Raw genomic sequence first — 21262 nt, 5'->3', positions numbered from 1 at the left:
CTATTGAGCTACTGGTTGAAAAAATTCAATGGTTTCCCTGACCCCTTGGTGGATTTTCTTAGATTTATTAGTCTTCAGTTCAATCTCACCGTTCAACATCAAGTTTATGTAGGTGTGACTACAGCCGTATTTCCTTGCAATGGCCGATACCTTGCCTTTCAAAAGGTCTTTTTCTGCCTGTGTGAATTCTGGTATCATATCATTTTGTATTTTCATTTATCTAAAGCGAATATACTTGATAATTTTCAATGTATGCAAATTTTCAATCAAAAAAATTATGATTCTTCAACGGTTAGATGAATTTTTACAGTTAAAAAACATAAGCTATTACCAGCTAGAAAATAGCGTTAACGCTAGCAGGGGTAGTATTTCAAGAGCCGTTAAACATGGGAAGAATATTGGTTCCAATGTCCTTGAAAAAATAGTTGAAAATTATCCCGATTTAAACATCGAATGGTTAATGACAGGAAAGGGTGAAGTGTTAAAAAGTTCCGATGAATTACTACATGAACCAACAGGAAAATATCTTTTAAGGACTGACAATACACACGAATTACAAGCAATTCCACTATACAATTTAGAGGCTGCTGCGGGATTGGTCGAACTTTTTCAACACTATGACGAAAACAAGCCTATAGACTTTTTAAGCATTCCAAACCTCCCAAAATGTGATGGGGCGGTGTTCGTGACCGGTGATAGTATGTATCCATTACTGAAGTCGGGCGACATCGTTGTTTACAAACAGGTACACAATGTAGATGATGGTCTCTTTTGGGGTGAAATGTATCTGGTGGCTATTGATGTTGATGGTGATGAATATATAAGCGTAAAGTATATCCAGAAAAGTGAGATAGGTGACGACTATATCAAACTTGTAAGTCAGAACGCCCATCATCAGCCAAGGGATGTCCGTAAGGATAGGATCAGAGCCTTGGCCATGGTCAAGGCCAGTGTACGTATCAATGCCATGAAGTAAAACGGATTGTACACTTCTAAAAGTGCGTTTAAATGTTAAAGAATCTTGTTTTTACTTGAATTTCAGTTGTTTACATCATATTATAACGTATTTATAGTGCATTTAGGTGCAGTATAGGCGTAAATTATAACTTCATTTTGGTGCAATCACCCCCGTTTTCATGTAAATTTTAACATTGATTGTCCGAAAAAGGGCATTTATAAGTGTTCTGAAATCGGTTTTTTCTAACCCCAACTCTAACCCCAACCCTAACCCCAACTAAAAAATAGGCATTTTTAGGCCATTTCATTTCTACGATTTTAGCCTATTATCCGGCAATCATTCCGCTGAATCAGAAACATCCAGACACCTATTAAAACCCTTTTAAATAGTGGTTTTACACCGTTTGTTAGGTATTCATAGTGTTGTGTGGAAAAGATATGGTAAAACCTTTTTGAAGAATTGTAGTCGGATGGTGTCCGATTGTAGTTTATGTATAATTCGTTTGAAGTTGGGGTGACAGCGCAAAATGCACACAAGCCCAGATATAATGCAGGATTTGAACGATTTTTGAACTTATTTATGATGTATTATTTGATTTCTTAGCCCTATGTGAAAGGGTTTTTGACCCTTCCCTAAATGGCAGACCAGTAGTGGTTCTCTCAAACAATGATGGTTGCGTTATTGCCCGCTCGAATGAGGCCAAGGCCTTGGGTGTTGCCATGGGCGCACCATACTTCCACCACAAGGAACTTTTTAAAAAACACAATGTAAAAGTAGTATCGAGCAACTATGCCCTTTATGGTGATATGTCCGCCCGTGTCATGGCCATACTGTCAAGGTTCAGCCCCGATATAGAAGTGTATAGCATAGATGAAGCGTTTTTAAGGTTCAGGGGCTTTGAGCGGTACGATCTCCAAAAATATGGGCTGGACATCAAGAGGGCCGTGGAACGCTCAACAGGGCTTCCTATCAGCTTGGGCTTCGCCCCCACCAAGGCACTGGCAAAACTGGCGAACCGAATAGCCAAAAAGTACCCTGAACAGACGGGTGGGGTCTATACCATGGAGAACGAGGGCAAACGTGTAAAAGCATTGAAATGGCTACAGATAGAGGATGTTTGGGGCATTGGCAGGCAATATGCAAGGATGTTGAGGGAGAACAAGGTCAACACCGCCCTGGACTTCACCAACCTTCCCAATGAGTTTGTCAGGGACAGGATGAGCGTGGTGGGATTAAGGCTGAAACGTGACCTTGAAGGGAGGGAAACTATACAGCCGGAAGAGGCTAAGGAAAAAAAGGCCATAGCCTGCACCCGTTCCTTTGATGAGATGTATACCGACCTAGAACAGCTAAGGGAGAGGGTCAGCACCTTTGCCTCCGTCTGTGGGCGAAAACTCAGGAACCAGAAAAGCAACTGCGAACTGGTCAATGTGTTCGTGAGTTCCAACCCCTTCAGGGAGGATCTACCCCAATATTACAACAGTATATCGGTAAGGCTCCCCTATCCCACCAGTTCCACCATCCACCTGACCAAGGCGGCAATCATAGGGCTGGACAGGATCTACAGGAAGGGCTACAAATACAAAAAGGCTGGGGTCATAGTCATGGGCATAAGCCCCGACACGCAAAGGCAGCTCAACATGTTCCTTCCACTTGACCACAGACAGGGGCCACTGATGAAGGCCATTGATAGATTGAACATAATGAACGGTCACGACCTAGTAAGGTTCGGGGGGATGGACCTCAAAAGGAAGTGGAAAATGAACCGCAACCACCTATCACCTAATTACACCACAAGGATTGAAGATATTATCAAAGCAACTTCCTAGTATAAACTGTGGCTTTCCCTCCCCAGCGGAGGATTTCACGGAGCTGCGGATCTCCCTTGACGAAAACCTCATCAAGGACAGGGAGGCAACTTTCTTTGTCAGGGCAAACGGCCATAGCATGGAGCAGGACGGGATTAGTGATGGTGACCTTCTTATAGTGGACCGTAGCATAGAGCCGTTCAATGGCTGTGTGGCCGTATGCTACGTAGATAATGAGTTTACGGTGAAGCGCGTAGTTAAAAAAGGTGACAGGGTACAGTTGGTGGGCAGCAGGACCATAGAAGTAAATGAGGGTTCGGAGCTGTTTGTTTGGGGGGTTGTTACCTATGCTGTCAAACGGATAAGTTGATTTTTTTTGATTTTAGGCAAAGTAAAAATGATTCAATGTCATCTTTTAATCTTTTGATGGTTTCCTCCCAATATTTAGGGGTATCATCAAGCTCAACATCATCCGAAATTAAATCGGCAAAATCATCAATGAATTGATTCAAATATTTATTCAAGAGATAAACATCATGATCGTCCACAAGATTCAAACCAGCTATTTTATTTTTGATGTCTAGACAAACATCTATTACCTTTTGGGCATTATCTTTTGAAAAAGATAAACCCATTAGTTTAAGCTTGTCCTTCCCAATAGATTCTATAGCCATTTTAATTGGAATTATAGGTTTTGACATGATTAAATTCTTTTCACCGGCTTAATATTTTTCAAAGTATCGGACTCATAGGCATCCAGCATCAATTCGGCCTTATAAAGTTCATCCTTTAACCGGACGTTCTCCTTTTCCAGTTGCTCCACTCTTGGATTGTTCTCAACAATCCTGACATCTTGCGTATATAACAAGGAAACCAATCCCAACACAATACTTATAATAATTGCACCCAAGGCCAACCAAGTCGAAACATTCGCCTGCCTTTTAGCTTCAATGGCAGTTTTGCGGGATTCTTGTAGTTCTAAATAATCAAGATAATGTTTGACCGTCTCCCCCTTGATTACCCAAGCCCTAAATGAAAAGGAATTATATGCCTGTTCATATTTTTTGTTAACCTTTAGAACATCCCTGAAAAACGAAATGGAATATTCAATGTCTTGGTTCAAATCTTCCTTTGAGTAGTAAGTTGAATCAAAATAATCACCTACCCATTTCATAAAAGTGGGCTCCATGGTAGGATTAAACACAATGTTGGTCTCCTCCTCTATTTTTTTCTTCAAGTCGAAATATTTTATTCCATATGGGTGGGAATATCCAATTTCCATCGCTTTTAAGTAAACACTGTTCATATAGCTTGAGGTATTATTGCATGTTGATCAAATGGAAGTACTCTTTTTCTCAATAATTGCTTATCGTCAAAGTGCCGTGAAATTGCCATGTTCTTTCTGATGTGTTCATCTATCGTACCTCGATGGAAAATTTTGATTGAAATACAATCCTTATGCTCAAAGATTGATTTCAACAATGTCCTATCGGACAGACCACAAGAATGACCTACAATATAAACTTCATATGGGCCTGAATCCATAAACCCCAACATCTTATGATAGGCAGTCGTTCGGTTATAGTAAAATGATTTTATGAATTCCAAGGGCACATCAGAGCGTTCCTCCTCTATTCTGGCATAATAAGGGTGGGTATCATCTCCATAACCAAAAATTATTGGGTTGGCAATATTCCCAGCAACACCATGGATATTGATTGTTTGGCGATTTCTCTTACCAACATAATTCAATAATTTGGTAAGTGTACTAGTATAATTGAAATTGAGAAACATTACATTTCTTGGGTCAGGTAGATTATCATAACCAATATGGTCAGGATGATTAAGACATACTTCTTTTAAAATTTGTTTCTCAAAACAACCTTCCAGAAAATATTGGAATGCTGTATTTTCAAAAAATTGTACATTATCAATTTTCTTAATGTAGATGTCCAGTAATCTGGTCAATTCCCTAAATGAATCGTTCAAGGTTGTTATATGTTGATAATTTCTACTGTTTAATTTTCCCTTTTTTACATTATCAATCATTGGTATCATTGTATCGAAGTAAAGTGATTCGACATCAACCCAGTTTTCAATTGAAAGATTGTTCATTACATTCTCCAGAAAACCCAAATATTTATAATTCCAATATGTATTATGCTTTAGGAGTTCATTCCAATCCTGCATCGAGGAAAGTGAATTCGCTTCTGTTGGATACAATTTTGGAACCCAATCAATCTTGAACAACATATCCTGATAACTTCCTTGCTGTGCTTGTTCAGCACAGTTAAATAAATAATTGGCTAGAAAATCTGAATAACTAGATTTCAATCCCATTGCCAAATCCATACCGTTGCCGACTATCACAATCCTGTTGTATCCATATTTTTGTTGACCCTCTTCCATTATCTTAAATCATTTCAATTCAGCAAGATATAATGAATATCAAATTGCATTATAGCAATTTTATGGAGGTTCTGAACACTTTTATAAACAGTTGGGTAAAAATCATTGAAAGGCAATGGAAAAAAACCTACACAAACTAGGGTCTTCGTGCAACGGAGTTTGCTGGGGATCTATTATATTTATTGGACTTCCCCTCTAAATTTCTAAATAACATTATATGACACTTGACGAATTACTAGATACATTTATCAATTCTTCATCAAAGGATTGGTATAAAATTGCATGTTGGGGTTATGGCTCTGGCCCATCTTATCGAGATCAATTTTCATTCTATGATAAATACAATGGAATGGATAATATATTACTACATCGGGAACATTCTAATGTAGCGTCATTTAAACATGATTTATCGATTACTATGGCATGGGGAATCAATATTGGGGATGAAGATGATAAAGTTGATAGACCTTGGGCCACTAGTGAATACGGAGAACCTGGGATACAACATTTTCTAGACATCTTCTATAACAACGCATTGGTTTTTAGAACTCTATATTGTGTAGTAGACAAAAGTTGTCCAATTCCATTTCCCGATAATGATGAGAAAGGAATAATTACAGTTCCCAAAAAGTATTATGAATTAATTAAAACATTTTCTTCAATTGCCTATGGAATAGAAAATTGGTTCGACAATTATTTTGATAAATCAGGGATTGAAATCAGAAGCTCTATTTGGCCTAAACAATGAGCAAGACCGAAAATTACCTTTCCGAGGTCAAACAAAAGAAACTGTTCGATGAGCAGTACAAAGATGCCACCATGGAAGAACTGGCCAAGGCAAGCCTATATCTTCAACAACAACAAGCGGCCACCCAATCCAAGATGCAGAAGGATTTCCGTGTCATGTTGATTATAGGGATAGTTATAATAGCCCTCAACGTTGTTGGTTATGTTATTCTATTGTTGTGGGAAACCTTGTTTGGTACTAGTTATTATTGAGGTAAAAAATTGAAACCCAATGACCGTATCAATAGTTTTAGCATTCCTAACTTCCTTTCTCATTTTAAAGGATTTCATGCCAAAAATCCTCGACCTAAAACAACCGTTGAAAAAAATACTCCAATTTGGTGTGGCGGGGCTTATCTTATTTTTAAATATCATAAATATTTACAATGCCTGGAAAGATAACAGCGACTTGATAGAAACCGCAAAAAACTCACTGAAGACAATTGAAAGTGCTGCCGTACAAATAGGAAAAGTTGATAGCGTATTAGGTGATGTAAAAACTGATATTGAGGGCCAAGTGGATTTATTGGATGAAGCAATTGGCAAGTCAAAAGAGTTGATAAGATTGGACAGTCTGGATTTTGAGTCAAAACGTGCCGAGATGACATTTGGTGATTTGAGGATTGTAGACTATGATCAGGATAGCTCAAAAGTAAGGATACAAGGCAAGTATCTCAATAGTGGTAGAAAGGCGACTTTGCTTTATTCAGATGTTATTTTTTTCTTGACTGATGAATCTTGGAAGAACCTAGCTATTTTTTTAAATGATTCTGCTATAGACGATAATCTAACAAGTTTTCAAATTGCCAACGGTATTGGCTTTACTGTTCATACCGGAGCTTTTGATAAAAATTTATTGTCTCAGAATAATAAAAAACTTGTACTAGTAACTGCGATTATATACCGTGATGATGTAACCAAAAAAATATACAGAGAACAAACTTATGACATATTGGATATGCCAAAGAACGGAATGAATATGTTTGCTAAACAATCCCCCTCTCAAATTAAATCTACAAATCAGGTTTTAAAATCTCAAAATCTTTATAATAAAATTTACCCCCCTGAATATTACTAATCCAACCTTCCAATCTGTAACCAGATCCCCGATTTTAACATCATTCCTTCACATTGGTCCTCCTACCCCAATCATTCTACACTGGTAAACAGTAGTTTAGGTTTCTATTTTACATAATAAATTTTATGGTTCAAGGGTGAAACCTACAAAAAAAGGCAGCCTTGCTACCCTGCCGACTGCCTAAAAACATATTGTTTCATATAAGAACCTATTTGGTATAAAAAACCCCTCGTAATTGAGGGGCCACATGCATAAAGTAAATTACCAGTTTTCTAAAGCATGATTATAAATGTAAGAAATTTCTGTTTGTTTTCAAAAATGTCGTTGGAAGTTCCTAAAATAACGCTTGGGGGGTTGGGTATAGTCGAAAATGTATGTGAAACCTATTGTAAATAGGATATTTACTTTTATATAGCCCCCCAATCCATGTTTTGGGTACTCTTTAAGAACCCTACTAAGTCAAATATTATTTGACCTACATATAAGTGATTCCCTCTATCAAGGTTTTTTCCAAGGTGGTCCCCGTAAAGTTGATGAACTCGTCTATCCTTCCCGCATTGTCAAGTGTAACTATGTACTGTTCCCTCTGCATGGGCAGGTTGAAGTTTACGGCCAAAAGGTAGAGCCTGGGATCATCGAACCAGAACACCCTTATGTTTTTGATGTACTTGTCTATGAGTTCCTTTTTACGGTTGAAGGATGTTTTGCCCTTTATGGATTTTATATCTGTTTGTAGCTGGCTTTTTCTTTCTGCGGCGGCGGAAACATCGGAGAGTTCTTCCTTGAGGTTGTCGATACGTTTCCCTATGTTGTTGATCTGGTTCTCTATCCTTTCCATTTCGGGCTGTATATCGCTTTCCTTGAGCAGCCCCTTTATGGCAAGTTGAACGGCCTTTTGCCTCTCCCCTTCCAATGACCTGTTTTGGTTCTCCAGTTTTTCAATGCTACTTTTTATCTCGTCCATTTTTTTGGTCTGCCCGCCCTTTTTCAGTTCCTCCTGCAACAGTGTCAAGAGTTCATCCCCTTTAAAGAACCTGTTCCAAACAAATGCCTCGAACTTATCTATGTTTATACCTCTGCTGCCACAGTTAAGTTCCTTGTACCTCCGGGAAGAGCAGATATAGACATTATCCTTTTTGTCCGCCCGTTTCCTGCCGTACAGGTTCCTGCCGCACTTTCCACAGATAAGAAGCCCCTTTAAAAGGTATTCATGATCAACTTTCTTTCCTGAGTTCAGGCGGTTCTTGGGCAGGTGGTCGTTCACCTTTTGCCAATAGGAGGCATCGAAAATTGCTGGACAGTCATAGAACTTTTCGCCCCACTTCCTTTTGCCCTTGTATATGGGGTTCCTTAGCATATCCTGCACGGTTTTATCGCTCCAGGTAATATCCTTTTTCTGGATTGTTTTTTTCACCCCCGTATATTTATCGGTGACGGTCAGGGTGCCTTCCATTTTGTTGTAACGGGTGGGGATGTTGTTCTCCACCAACCAGTTTCGAATGGTACTGCTTCCTATACCGTTAAGGCTCATCTGATAGACTTTCTTAACGATCTCGGCCTCTTGCTCATCAATGACCAGATAACCGTTCTCATCCTTTGTATAGCCGAATGGGTGAATCCTGCCGTGTACCTTTCCCTCTTTGGCGTTACGGTCAAGAACAGCCTTAATTTTCTTGGAGGTGGTGCGGCGGTAAAGGGCGTTCATTTGGGACATTATACCAGCCGTGAAATATGTGGAGGGGTCAGATAGGTCTAAGAGTTTACCATCCTCATACAGTGTAATATCCTTCTCAACGATAAGATTGGCCAAGTTGAACCACGTTGCTTCTTCCCTTGCGGTTCTGTCAAGGTTCCAAACAAATAGTGCCTTTATCTTGCCGCTTTCAATGTCGGCCAACATTTCAGAGAAAGCAGGACGTTTGGTTGGATCACCTCCCCCACTTATCCCTTTATCTATGTAATCCTTGAACTGGAACCCGTTCTTTTTGGCGAACTCTTGGCCCAAAAGCTGCTGCTCCTTGATACTCTTTTCGTTTTCCCTGTCTACACTGATACGGCAATAAATCCCTAACATAGAATTGTTTATTTGCCCCAAATATAGTAATATTGCACATTATAAACTATAAAACTGCTAATTGTATGGTGTGGACTACGGAACGGTCGCTGGCTCATCAAACCCTTATTCTTTACCTTGCCCACCACACTATGGATTTTGGTAGTTTCCAAGGCTTCATGCAGGGTCATAGGTGGTAAGATGGAAGGCAATCGTTTGGCCAACATGGTCTTCCCCGCTCCAGGCGGTCCGATCAAAATAATGTTGTGTCCTCCCGCGGCTGCAATCTCCATACAGCGTTTAATACTTTCCTGCCCCTTCACATCGGCAAAATCAAATTCAGGCAGATCCAAATGGTCGTAGAATTCTTGACGCGTATTCACAATGGTTTCTTCCAAAGGAATTCCTTGATCGAAAAAGTCGATTACTTCTTTGATGTTTTCCACTCCATATACTTTAAGTCCATCCACAATGGCAGCTTCGTTGGCATTTTCCTTCGGAAGTATGAATCCTTTAAACCCTTCATGGTTTGCTTTTATGGCGATGGGCAATGCTCCTTTTATGGGCTGCAAGCTGCCGTCCAGAGAAAGTTCCCCCATAATCAAATAGTTGTGGATGTCTTCGGATCTGATCTGTTCCGAAGCAGCCAAGATGCCCAAAGCCAAGGTAAGGTCATAGGCAGAGCCTTCCTTCCGTAAATCGGCAGGGGCCATGTTGATGGTGATTTTTTTGCCGGGAATGCGATACCCATTGTTTTGGAGGGCTGCCGCTATTCGGAAGTTACTCTCTTTGATGGCGTTATCCGGCAGTCCGACCAAATGATACCCTACACCTTTATCAATATTGACCTCTACAACGATGGTAGTAGCCTCAATGCCAAAAACGGCACTGCCATATACTTTTATGAGCATTCAGAAATTCTTGAAGATTTGTGTCCCCAAAAATTAACTTTTACAAATTGGCAAGAGAGGGCAGATTGACGAATGCCCTATTTTGGATTGATACAGGTACTTTTTGAATTAGCGGATAGCTCACTTTTTGGTAAAGGTGAGCACCGATTCCGCAGTTTCCTGAATTTCCTGTTTGTTCATCATCATCTTGCGGAATTTGCCCTGAACGTACATTTCCGCTTGGTCTTTGTAATGCTTGCTGAAGGGGTTCCCAGATTGACCTGTGGGCAAAATACTAATGCTGTTTTCCACATCCGAAAAATCCACGATTCGGCGTGTGGATGGGCCAGAACTTACTTTGTAATATCCTGTACTGTCGTAGGGAAAGGAAAGGTTGTTGATGACTTCACGGGTGCCTTCCACCGGAAATGGCCCCACATTGAAATATTTTCTCAAGGATTCCACTTGTCCAAAGGGATGCTGATGCTCCAAGGTATGTACTTTGTCCCAGGTCCACTGGCTTGGATCCGGACCCAAATCTTCTACCAAGGATTGCCATGCATCGGCAAAGGACTTCATGACGATGTCCTTGCGGGTTTCCACCACATCTTTGGTGTTCACGTTATCCCACCATTTCCCAGCATCCATTTTGGCTCCCCAGGCAATCTGTCTTTTGAAGACGTGGGTATCCAAAAACGCATTGAACATTTCCGTGCCCAATTCGTCTTCCATGGTATTTTTCACCATAAAATACTCGCTACGGTGGTACAAAGTGGGGCTGGTGCTGTTCAATGTGTATTCCCCGTTCCAATTTTTAAGGGAATCCACCAAAACCAATTGTTCCTTGGTCAAATGAGACACATCGAACAACTTGATCAACTCGGTTACCAAATCGGTGTTCACTGGAGAGGTCACATCCAAAATCATTTCGGAGAACGATTCCTTGTCCCAATCATCCTTGGCATCCAGCAACTGCTCGATTCGTTTCGCCCTGTTCTCTGGTAGATAATAACCGGGATACAACATGCCAGAGATGGAATCCGGTTGGTTGTTCGCGGAATAGACGTAATGCCAAGGCGGATTCACCGCACTCGGGTTTTCTGAAAAGTCGAGGTAACGCAATGGCTCCTCCTTGCCCGAAGTACCGTCCAAAATAAATTTGGTGGAGACACTATCCGGCATTTGATACAATTTGGCCGTGGCCCACCACCCTACATTGCCCTTGGCATCACCGTACATAACGTTAAGCCCTGGTGCATGGATTTTGGGAAGGGCACTCTTGAATTCTTCCAAATTAGTGGCATGGCTCAACCCGTACAAGGCATCCAAGACTTCATTTTTAGGTTTTGTATAGATCCACGACATGGCAACAGGTCTTTCACCTGAAATTTGATCGGCAATATCGTTCATTATCGGACCGTGTTGCGATTTTTTAAAGGTAAAAGAGACGTCTTCACCATCTTTTACCTTGATGTTCTTCGTGACGTATTCATAGGTTTTCCAACCGTCCACTGTTTTGTATTGGGTTGAATCCGAAGGATTGGTTTCCTCATAATAGAAATCGATATCATCGTTCTCGAACATGGTCAGTCCATACGCCAGATTTCTATCGTGTCCCAACAAAGGAAAGGGAACGCCCGCCAAATGGTAACCGTATTTTTCATAGGTGGGTGTTACTACATGCGCCTCATACCAAACCGAAGGTTGGGCAAACCCAATATGGGGGTCATTCGCAAAAATGACTTTACCATTTTTAGTCTTTTCGGGGGAAACGACCCAACTATTACTGCCCTCAAAAAGTGGGACAGGTAAATTTTTAAGGGCCGCAGTAACACTAGCGGTTATATCGGTTCCCAAAGAATCTGTCCTAATGCCGTGATAATTTTTGATCCAAACGGTTGAAGTATCGGAATTGATGGCAAGCTCCCTCATGTATTCCTCACCCAACTTATCCCGCATACTGGTTAGCAGTGGGTCCGTTTTATGGGCCATGGCAAAACTAAATGCCATATACCCCACAGCATTGTACACATCCTCTATGGAGAAAGGTTCCTTGTCAATTCCGGTCAAATAAAATTCTATGGGTGTGGGACCATTTTTGATGAATTCGTTGATGCCATCCAAATAGGCCCGGGCCATCATGGCTGTCTCACTATTCTTGTCGAGGTTGGCCACCGTTTGTGCCGATTGGTCATCAATACCCATGGAAAGAAAGAACTTATCCGTCTTGATAAAATCCTTGCCGAAAACTTCCGCTATTCTGCCCTTGGCAACCCTTCGCAACAACTCCATTTGCCATAGCCTGTCCTGTGCATGCACGTAACCCAAAGCTTTGAGGGCGTCTTTTTCATTGTCGGCATAAATATGGGGGATTCCATAGGCGTCAAAATACACATTGACCTCACTTTGAAGGCCTTCCAATAATTTTTTACCGCTATAATCCGGTTTTAATGAATTGATGAAAATGGCAATGGCAATAGCCAAAAGCAGAAGTAGTCCCCCAAGTATCAGAAGTACCTTTTTTAACTTTTTCACGAAGTTATGGTTAAGTCAATTAGTCACTCTAAGGTATAACTAATTTCCAACTCCCATGAAAAATAATCGTTATTTGTTCATGGAGAGCTGATGCTTTTCCAGACCGGATTTCAACCATTTTTGATAGGTTTCCACATCCACATACTGGACGGCATCGTTCAGGATTTCCATATCAGGCGTCATTAAAACATAATACGGTTGGGATGCCGCATTGAAATTTACGGTCTGGAACGTACCCCATTTTTGTCCGACATTTTCGATGGATTTTATTCTTCCTGAATCGAACTTAAAATCGAATTTTTCTTCTTCGGGCAGTTCTTTTCTATCATCCACATAAAGCGAGATCAACACGTATTCATCCTTAAGGATAGGATAGACACTGGCATCGCTCCAAACTTGCTCTTCCATCTTTCTGCAATTCACGCAGGCCCAACCTGTAAAGTCCAACAGAATAGGTTTGTTCTTCTCTTTGGCGTAGGCCACCCCTTCTTCAAAATCCTTGAAACAATCCAATCCCAACGGACAATCGCTTTCGGCTTCAACAACGCTGTAGAAACTCGGCGGCGGGAATCCGCTCAACAATTTTAAGTTAGAAACCTGGAACATGCCAAGTATCAAATAAATGGAGAAAGCCATGCTCACAACTCCCACGATCAATCTGGTCGGGGACAATTTTTTCTTTGGACCATCATGTGGAAAACGGAACACCCCAAAAAGGTAGAGCGTCATCAACACAAACAATATCACCCAGATACCGATGAAGATTTCCCGTTTGAACAATCCCCAATTCCCGACCAAATCCGCATTGGACAAAAATTTGAATGCTAATGCCAACTCCAAGAAGCCCAACACCACTTTCACGGTGGTCATCCAACCGCCAGATTTTGGCAAGGAGTGTAACCAAGCTGGGAACATGGCAAACAGCGCAAAAGGCAAAGCCAGAGCCAAGCCAAAACCTACCATACCCATGGTCAGGTTGGTGGCTACATTTCCTTCAGCCAAGGTGGTACTTCCCAAAAGTCCACCCAAAATGGGCCCAGTACAGGAAAACGATACAATAGCCAAGGTCAACGCCATAAAAAAGATGCCCAAGCCCCCTCCTACTTTGGATGAAGCTGAATCCATCCTATTGGCCCAAGAACTTGGCAACGTGAGTTCGTAATACCCAAAGAACGAAAAGGCAAAAAAGACAAAAATGACAAAGAAGAACACGTTGAGCCAGATGTTGGTGGCAATGGTGTTCAAAATCTGGGAGTCCACCGAATTGAACAAATGGAAAGGTAAACTCAGCAAGAAATAGATCAAAACAATAAAGAACCCATAGAGTACCGCATTGGCAATTCCCTTGGATTTATTCTGGGATTGCTTGGTAAAGAACGAGACGGTCAACGGGATCATCGGGAAGACACAAGGTGTCAATAACGCAATCAATCCTCCCAAAAAGCCAAGACCAAAAATCATCCAGAGATTGGATTTACCTTCGGAATCCACCAATCCACCTTGATTGAGCAGTTCTTTGTTCTTTAAATCGAGCTTAAGCGATTCCCCAAGGGCCACACTACGGTCGTCCAAGGTTTTGGTGTCGCCAACAAAGGCACTTCCATCCAAAGAAATCTCAAAAACTTCATCTTTTGGGATACAGACTTCCTTACAGATCTGATAAAAAAGGTTGACGGAAATCTGGCGAACATCCGGTTTCAGGAGTTTTATTTTTTGGGTGAAGATGGCTTCTTTTTTAAAGAAAGTCTCCTCCACTTCAAACACATCGCTATATTCCTTGATGGTTTCACTTTCGGCAGTAGAACCTATCAATTCGTAGTCCTCTCCCGCCTTTTCAAAAGTGAATTCGCTGGGCAAAGAACCCCCTTCGGCCGTAAATTGGGAATATACGTGCCAGCCATCCATGATTTTTCCGGTAAAGACCAGCTCATATTCCGTGTCGGATAATTTGTGTACTTCATGACTCCAAACTGCGGGATTGGCATCTGTTTGGGCCGAAATGACCCAACTAAAAAGGAAAAAACCTAAAAAAACTTTCAATACTCTCATGAAATCCATGTAATCTTTACTATTTGCCGGGTGGTATCATCAACCCGAAATCGTTCATCGGCCCTTTTGCCCACTACCCAGACAATCTCATCGTCTGAGCACAGCAACCATTGGTTTTCCTTGGAAACGACATCTATCCTCTCATCCTTGAAAAACTTGGACAACTTTTTTTTGCCTTTCATCCCGAAGGGATAAAAATAGTCGCCTTTCTCCCAATTTCTTAACACCATCGGGAAGTTTAACTTTTCCTTATCCAAAAATATGGCGTTGGTTAAGGGTTTTGTTACGGCATCTACATTTTCCATAGTCAACAGGATAGGATGTTCCAACAGCGTGTCCTTATCAAAGACAGGATAATGGGCATTTACCCTAGTTTTTAATTCGGAAAGAATCAATTGATCGCGATCTTTCAATAAGCGATGGGTTTTTGAAAACACTTCCTTACCGCTCATTGCCTTTAATAGTGCATGTATCGCTTCCCAATCCGAAAAACCAAATTCGTGAAAAAGGCCATAGAGATAGGCGTCCAAGGGCTCCAATTTTTGTAAATCTGACATTTCAATTTTGATTGAATCATCTTCAAATTGAAATAATCTGTTTTTGATTTCTTGAAGATGGTTGTTGACCAAAACACTACTTTGATGCAAATGGACTTGTGTCTGCACAAAATTCTGCACAAATGTTGGATGCAGTTCCTTCAGTTTGGGAACAATTTCATGCCTAATCTTGTTCCGAAGGTATTTGGTTTCTGAATTGCTGCTATCCTCCCGCCATTGAATGCTTTGTTCTTCGGCATAAGCAGCAATCTCTTCCCTGGTGAAGAGCAACAACGGTCGAATGATTTTGTCGTTTTGTTCCGGAATGCCCAAAAGTCCCTCCAAACCAGTGCCTCGGGAAAAGTTGATGAGAAACGTCTCCAAATCATCATCCAAGTGATGGGCCGTGAGCAAGTAATCGAAGTCGTTCTCCAAAAGTTCATTGAACCATTCATAGCGTAACTCCCTGGCAGCCATTTGCACTGAACCTCGATGGTTTTGAGCGTAGTCCATGGTATTGAATTCCTTTACCAAGATCTTCAAATCCAATGCATTGGCCAGATCCCTAACAAATGACTCATCACCATCACTTTCAGCTCCACGCAACTTAAAATTGCAATGCGCCAAGGTAATATCCAACTCGATTGCCTTGCAAAGATGGGTAAGCACCACACTGTCCAATCCTCCGCTGCAGGCCAGCAATAGTTTTTTTCCTTTTAGGAAAGGAAGTTTGGTATTGATGTGGTTTTTGAATTTGGACAACATGTCACAAAATTACGAATAAACATCAGCCTTTTTCCAATACTTTACGCATGGCCTTTGCCTTTAGTAAACATTCCCGATATTCTTTCTCAGGGTCCGATTTTGAAGTGATGGCACTGCCCACAGAAAAGGAGACATACCTACTTGATACGTTGTACAGAATACTGCGAATGACCACATTAAAATCGAAATCCCCGTTTGGATCAAAATAGCCCACGGCACCACTATATAGTCCTCGTTTGGTTTCTTCCAAATTTTCAATAATCTGCATGGCAGAAAGCTTTGGAGCACCTGTCATACTGCCCATGGGAAAGGTTTCTTTGATCAATTCAACCGGATTTTTCTTTTTAGAAACCGTTGAAATAACTGTCGAGATCATTTGATGTACTTGCTTGTAGCTGTGCACTTTGCATAAATCCTCAACTACAACACTTCCTTGTAATGCACTCTTGGACAAATCATTGCGGACCAAATCGACGATCATAATGTTTTCGGCCCTTTCCTTTTCGTCATGTTCCAATTCGGTTTTGAATTTCAGGTCCTCTGATTTGTTCTTTCCACGGGGAGCAGTACCCTTGATGGGCTGGGATATGATTTTCCTCCCTACTTTTTTCAGGAACCTTTCGGGTGAGGCACACATCAAATAGTGGTCATCCAAACGCATAAAAGTTGCGAAGGGCGGCTCGGAAATAGCGTTGAGTTTTTTGTAGATCTCCAAAGGGTCAAGTTGAATCCCTTCGGCATAAAATTCTTGACAAAAATTGGCCTCGTAAATATCACCGCGATGAATGTGCCCCAAAAATCGGTTTGCTTTTTCAAAATAGGCGTCCTTGTGGATACGCATCTTGATTTTTATAGGATTTGATCTTAGCAGTGAAATCTCTTCAATGTCCTCCAATTCAGATACATGCACAAAATCCTCCTCAATCTCATCTTGATAAGCATTTAAATATTGGAAATGTAGTTCAGCCCCTTTCAACACAATGACTTTTTTGGGCTGAAAGAAATACATCAAGGGAAATTTCAATTCATCCACATTATTGGACACCAAATCTTCCAATTCATTCTTCAAATCATAGGAAAAATATCCAAAAAGCCAATCGGGTTGCCTATTTATGAAAGATTCAATTTCATCCAAGGAAATTAATCGCTGTGCTTCGCCAATTGCGAGACAGGCTTCAAACGAACTGTAAGGATCTTGATGGTTATTGCTATCCAACCAAATCACCTTTTCAAAGGCTTTGGACCATTGAAGCAAGGCTTTTTTGGCCTTCGGAATCGATTTGACCTTAAAGGAGCAACAGGTCCGCAACGTTGATTATTTTAAAGAATCCAGAAAGGTTTGCAAAGCAGCTTCATGAGCCATTTTTAGGTCGGCGTCGAGAATTCCTTCATCCGAAAACGTTTCATAAAAAGAAGGCAAGGAAAAGGTAGTGACCACCTCACCACCAAATCGAGGGAGCATGTTTTCAATGACCGACAAAGATCCCTTGGCCCCTCTTTTTCCTCCGGAAGTCGACATCAGCAAGATTTTGGTATTTTCCAGAAAATTACGGTCCAAACGGGATAGCCAATCCAATACATTTTTAAAATATGCGGAGGGATTTCCATTGTGTTCATTCACGGACAAAATGAGGCCTTCACTTTTTTGGATATCGTCACGCAATTCTACCAACGAATTGGAGTACCCTTTCTGCTTTTCCTCATCTTCACTGAACATTGGGAAAGGGCATTTGGCCATGTCTATCACCTGAACCTCATGGTCTTGCACTAAGGAAACCGTTAGTTTTACCAATCTGAAATTAATAGAAGTGGAAGAATTGCTTCCAGCGAATGCCAATATTGCAGCCATAGCCAAGATTCATTGATTGTTTCGCTAAAATACCCTAATTGAAGATCAGTAGCGAGTATTTTGCATATTTTTGCCCTGCAAAGCATCCAAACCTACTGCTAAACAAGTATATAGGGTAACAGTTAACCGAATGACAGCCAAGAATAACAGGTTATTTTTTATCGATGCCATGCGAGCATGGGCCATTTTGATGATGCTGCAAGGGCATTTCATCGATGGTTTGCTTGACCCTGTTTTTAGGGATACCACAAATCCTGTTTACAATGTTTGGCTGTATTTTAGAGGGATTACCGCCCCTGTTTTCTTTACGGTCTCCGGATTTATATTTACGTATTTGCTTATCAGGGTGCCCCAAATGGGAATGGAAAACCCTAGGGTTGTCAAAGGAATTCGCCGAGGACTTCAATTGATGTTGATCGGCTATTTGTTGCGATTGAACCTTTTAGGACTTTTTAAGGGTCAGTTGTACAATTCCTTTTATTTGGTTGATGTGCTTCATTGTATCGGTCTTTCCATTTTGGGAATCATCGGTCTGTATTTGCTAACCGCCAACAAGAAAAAATATGTTTTTCCATCGGTTCTGGTCGGAATTACATTGCTCCTATTTCTTTTTGAACCGGTGTACAAGCAATGGACGTTTTCGTTCCTGCCAGATTTGATCGCCAACTATTTCACCAAAACCAATGGATCGGTTTTTACCATTATTCCTTGGTTTGGATATGCGAGCTTGGGCGCTTTTATCTCCGTTTTGTTCACTAGATATCGAGATGCCAAATATTTGTTTCCTGTTGCTATTTCCATCGCCATAACAGTCGGCTACCTATTGATCTATCAATCCTCCCGGATGTTCGATGGGCTTTATGATGTAACCGGATTGGATTTGTTCAAAATGATTTTGGCCAACAACTACCTTTTCATCCGATTGGGCAATGTTTTTATCGTTTTTGCGGTATTCATGGTGCTTCGTCAGTTTATGACCAACAAAACGGTTTTGAGTATTGGAGCCAGTACGCTTTCCATCTATGTGATTCATTTCATCATCCTGTACGGAAGTTTTACGGGATTGGGACTATACCGATTCTTCAACCACGCCTTGGCCCCACAAGTGGCCATTCCAGGGGCGTTCGCCTTTATGGTTGCCTGTACTTTTTTGGCTTTGAAATACAACCAGTACGAAGAACGCATCAAATTCCAAATCAGTTTGGGCTATGCCACGGTTGTTTCTCAACTTATGGATTTGAAAGAAGCCTCCATTCCAGTAATCCGTGAACTTTCTATGAGGGCTAGACTTTTCCTTAGACGATTTTTACGCACCGTACGCAGTTAACATCCACAAAAAAAGCATCCAGTCCGAAAACTGAATGCTTTGTAATCCTTTTAGTTTTTGTATTTCTTAAATGTGCAAAGCTCTATCCGCAGTTGCTGCCAACGCCGCTTCTTTTACGGCTTCGGCAAATGTTGGATGTGCATGGCTCATGCGTGAAATATCTTCTGCGGATGCCCTAAATTCCATGGCAGTGACCCCTTCCGTGATCAAATCGGCACAACGGGCACCGATCATGTGAACGCCTAAAACTTCATCGGTTTTTTTGTCAGCCAAAATCTTAACGAAGCCATCCAAATCCATGCTTGCACGGGATCTACCCAAGGCACGCATCGGGAATTGTCCCACTTTGTACTCTACCCCTTCTTCCTTCAATTGCTCTTCGGTCTTACCAACAGCCGCAACTTCTGGCCAAGTATAGACCACTCCAGGAATCAGGTTATAATCGATATGTGGTTTTTGGCCTGCCAATAATTCGGCCACCAAAGTACCTTCTTCTTCCGCTTTATGCGCCAACATGGCTCCCTTGATCACATCGCCAATAGCATAAATGTTGGAAACGTTGGTCTGCAAGTGAGCGTTTACTTCCACTCTGCCCCTATCATCCATTTTCACGCCGGCGGCTTCAAGGTTCAATCCATCGGTATAAGGTCTACGGCCCACACACACCAAGCAGTAATCGCCGGTCATGACTACTTCCTGTCCTTTTTTATCATCAGCCTTCACAATGACTTCATCCCCTTTACGCTCGACTGATTTTACTTTGTGCGAAAGGTTGAACTGTACTTTTTGCTTCTTCATCACCTTGGTAAGCTCTTTGGAAAGTGCTCCGTCCATTCCTGGAATGATTCGGTCCATAAATTCCACCACGGTAACTTCGGCGCCAAGACGTTTGTACACTTGGCCCAATTCCAGACCAATTACCCCACCTCCGATTACAATCAAGTGTTTGGGTACTTCTTTTAGTTTTAAAGCTTCAGTAGAAGTTATCACCCTTTCCTTATCAATTTTGATAAAAGGAAGGGTAGATGGTTTTGATCCCGTGGCAATGATGATATTCTTGGCCTCAATGGTTTCTTGCCCATCTTCCTTGGCAATGTTGATGTGTGTGGCATCCTTAAAGCTACCTACACCATGGTACACATCAATTTTGTTCTTATCCATCAAAAATTCGATACCCTTGGTAGTTTGGTCCACCACCCCTTGTTTGCGGGCAATCATTTGTTCCAAATTCACCTTGATCTCACCAGGAATATCGATCCCATGCTCTTCAAAGTGTTTTACGGCATCCTCGTAATGGTGGGACGAGTCCAAAAGGGCTTTGGATGGAATACAACCCACATTGAGACAGGTTCCGCCCAAGGTGGCATATTTTTCAATTAAGGCAGTTTTCATTCCCAATTGGGCACATCGAATGGCCGCTACATAGCCTCCAGGTCCGGAGCCGATGATAGCTACATCATATTGATTCATATGGAATTATTTGTAAGGATATTTTTGTAACTGATCTGTTCATAAAAAACAGCTGTAAAAATACGAATGTTTTTCGGGATCGTCCCATCAATTGATTCTGAAATACATCAATTTCGAAGATATGACAAATCCAATGTCCCCTGTTAAATATGAACGGAAGGACTGTTCTTCACTTCATTGATCACAAAGGAACTCTGGGTGTTGCCAATATTGTTGATGGCCGTGAGCTTGGTGATCATGAACTCCCGATAACTTTTCATGTCCTCCACGTTGATTTTTAGAATATAGTCGTAATCACCCCCGACATGGAAACATTCCGACACTTCTTCCAATTTGAGAATCTCGCGTTCAAAACGTAAGACATTTTCTTTGGTATGCTGCACAAGACGGATGTGACACAATACGGTAAAGTCACGCTTGATCTTGGATTTATTGAGCAAAGCAGTATATCCAGTAATAACTCCGGTCCGTTCCAATCGACGAATGCGTTCGTACACCGCAGTTTTGGACAATTGCAGGGCATCCGCATATTGTTTTGTGGTCTTTTTACAGTCATCCTGAAGAAGTGCAACCAATTGTTTGTCCAAAGCATCCAATTCCATGGTGAAGATTTTTCTATTGAAACCAATATATAGCATCAAAATTAGAACAATATTCTATTATTTATTAAATATTAGTTCTATTTCCTATATAAAATAATATTTATTGACTTTAAATCTATATATAAGTAGATTTACAAAAAATCATAA

At 41.2% G+C, this 21262-nt stretch carries 19 protein-coding genes and 1 pseudogene; 7 read left to right on the top strand and 13 right to left on the bottom strand.

The annotated features are described in order from the left end of the window. A complete protein-coding gene (locus LKX84_RS04410) occupies positions 1-198 on the bottom strand; it encodes a hypothetical protein (RefSeq protein ID WP_228235897.1) in 198 nt (65 codons plus the stop codon). A 262-nt stretch (positions 199-460) separates the two neighbouring features. On the opposite strand from LKX84_RS04410, the gene LKX84_RS04405 reads away from it, so the two are divergent. The 3 genes from LKX84_RS04405 to LKX84_RS04395 all read left to right on the top strand — a co-directional run bounded on the left by LKX84_RS04405 (position 461) and on the right by LKX84_RS04395 (position 3136). Then, positions 461-976 (top strand): helix-turn-helix transcriptional regulator, encoded by a 516-nt coding sequence (locus LKX84_RS04405; protein ID WP_228235896.1) that lies wholly within the window; start codon positions 461-463, stop codon positions 974-976. 545 nt (positions 977-1521) lie between these two features. Beyond that, positions 1522-2787: a Y-family DNA polymerase gene (locus LKX84_RS04400; protein WP_317206457.1), complete on the top strand. Its 1266-nt coding sequence runs from the start codon at positions 1522-1524 to the stop codon at positions 2785-2787. Beyond that, positions 2759-3136, top strand: a complete 378-nt coding sequence (locus tag LKX84_RS04395; RefSeq protein ID WP_228235895.1) for a LexA family protein — start codon at positions 2759-2761, stop codon at positions 3134-3136. The genes LKX84_RS04400 and LKX84_RS04395 overlap by 29 nt, the downstream gene beginning before the upstream one ends. Here LKX84_RS04395 and LKX84_RS04390 read toward each other — a convergent pair. The 3 genes from LKX84_RS04390 to LKX84_RS04380 are packed head-to-tail and all read right to left on the bottom strand — an operon-like array spanning position 3120 to position 5175. Further along, entirely contained in the window at positions 3120-3467 is a 348-nt protein-coding gene (locus tag LKX84_RS04390; RefSeq protein WP_228235894.1) for a hypothetical protein, read from the bottom strand. The two genes, LKX84_RS04395 and LKX84_RS04390, sit on opposite strands and share 17 nt — an antisense overlap. Positions 3468-3469: 2 nt before the next feature. Then, positions 3470-4072: a hypothetical protein gene (locus tag LKX84_RS04385; protein WP_228235893.1), complete on the bottom strand. Its 603-nt coding sequence runs from the start codon at positions 4070-4072 to the stop codon at positions 3470-3472. Then, on the bottom strand, positions 4069-5175 hold the full coding sequence (locus LKX84_RS04380) for an AbiH family protein (protein WP_228235892.1): 1107 nt from the start codon (positions 5173-5175) through the stop codon (positions 4069-4071). Before LKX84_RS04380 ends, LKX84_RS04385 begins: the two co-directional genes overlap by 4 nt. Positions 5176-5392: 217 nt before the next feature. On the opposite strand from LKX84_RS04380, the gene LKX84_RS04375 reads away from it, so the two are divergent. From LKX84_RS04375 to LKX84_RS04365, 3 genes are all read left to right on the top strand, one after another. Beyond that, positions 5393-5923, top strand: a complete 531-nt coding sequence (locus tag LKX84_RS04375) for a hypothetical protein (protein ID WP_228235891.1) — start codon at positions 5393-5395, stop codon at positions 5921-5923. Beyond that, positions 5920-6174 (top strand): hypothetical protein, encoded by a 255-nt coding sequence (locus LKX84_RS04370; protein WP_228235890.1) that lies wholly within the window; start codon positions 5920-5922, stop codon positions 6172-6174. Before LKX84_RS04375 ends, LKX84_RS04370 begins: the two co-directional genes overlap by 4 nt. 76 nt (positions 6175-6250) lie before the next feature. Next, positions 6251-7039 (top strand): hypothetical protein, encoded by a 789-nt coding sequence (locus tag LKX84_RS04365; RefSeq protein WP_228235889.1) that lies wholly within the window; start codon positions 6251-6253, stop codon positions 7037-7039. 475 nt (positions 7040-7514) lie between these two features. Here LKX84_RS04365 and LKX84_RS04360 read toward each other — a convergent pair whose 3' ends face one another. From LKX84_RS04360 to LKX84_RS04330, 7 genes and pseudogenes are all read right to left on the bottom strand, one after another. Next, positions 7515-9113, bottom strand: coding sequence for a recombinase family protein (locus tag LKX84_RS04360; protein WP_228235888.1), 1599 nt, complete (start codon positions 9111-9113; stop codon positions 7515-7517). Between the two features lie 56 nt (positions 9114-9169). Continuing rightward, positions 9170-10003: pseudogene (locus LKX84_RS04355) on the bottom strand (YifB family Mg chelatase-like AAA ATPase); the annotation flags it as partial. 120 nt (positions 10004-10123) lie between these two features. After that, complete coding sequence (locus tag LKX84_RS04350) at positions 10124-12517, bottom strand: penicillin acylase family protein (protein WP_228235887.1); 2394 nt, start codon at positions 12515-12517, stop codon at positions 10124-10126. A gap of 69 nt (positions 12518-12586) precedes the next feature. Then, entirely contained in the window at positions 12587-14566 is a 1980-nt protein-coding gene (locus LKX84_RS04345; protein WP_228235886.1) for a protein-disulfide reductase DsbD family protein, read from the bottom strand. Then, complete coding sequence (gene tilS, locus LKX84_RS04340; RefSeq protein WP_228235885.1) at positions 14563-15867, bottom strand: tRNA lysidine(34) synthetase TilS; 1305 nt, start codon at positions 15865-15867, stop codon at positions 14563-14565. The genes LKX84_RS04345 and tilS overlap by 4 nt, the downstream gene beginning before the upstream one ends. Before the next feature lie 22 nt (positions 15868-15889). Then, positions 15890-17176: an anthranilate synthase component I family protein gene (locus LKX84_RS04335; protein WP_228235884.1), complete on the bottom strand. Its 1287-nt coding sequence runs from the start codon at positions 17174-17176 to the stop codon at positions 15890-15892. A 6-nt stretch (positions 17177-17182) separates the two neighbouring features. Next, positions 17183-17716, bottom strand: a complete 534-nt coding sequence (locus LKX84_RS04330; RefSeq protein WP_228235883.1) for an NADPH-dependent FMN reductase — start codon at positions 17714-17716, stop codon at positions 17183-17185. A 130-nt stretch (positions 17717-17846) separates the two neighbouring features. Between LKX84_RS04330 and LKX84_RS04325 the strand changes: the two genes are divergently transcribed. After that, a complete protein-coding gene (locus LKX84_RS04325) occupies positions 17847-19043 on the top strand; it encodes a heparan-alpha-glucosaminide N-acetyltransferase domain-containing protein (RefSeq protein WP_228235882.1) in 1197 nt (398 codons plus the stop codon). A gap of 66 nt (positions 19044-19109) precedes the next feature. Here LKX84_RS04325 and lpdA read toward each other — a convergent pair whose 3' ends face one another. Beyond that, entirely contained in the window at positions 19110-20513 is a 1404-nt protein-coding gene (gene lpdA, locus LKX84_RS04320; RefSeq protein WP_228235881.1) for a dihydrolipoyl dehydrogenase, read from the bottom strand. A gap of 143 nt (positions 20514-20656) precedes the next feature. Then, the gene (locus LKX84_RS04315) at positions 20657-21115 is read right to left on the bottom strand and encodes an Lrp/AsnC family transcriptional regulator (protein WP_228236084.1); all 459 of its coding nucleotides are present in this window, start codon (positions 21113-21115) and stop codon (positions 20657-20659) included. Positions 21116-21262: the final 147 nt, after the last annotated feature.

Source organism: Allomuricauda sp. M10 (assembly GCF_020782875.1).
In the GTDB taxonomy this organism is placed as follows: domain Bacteria; phylum Bacteroidota; class Bacteroidia; order Flavobacteriales; family Flavobacteriaceae; genus Flagellimonas.
This window is presented reverse-complemented; position numbering and strand designations above follow the sequence as displayed.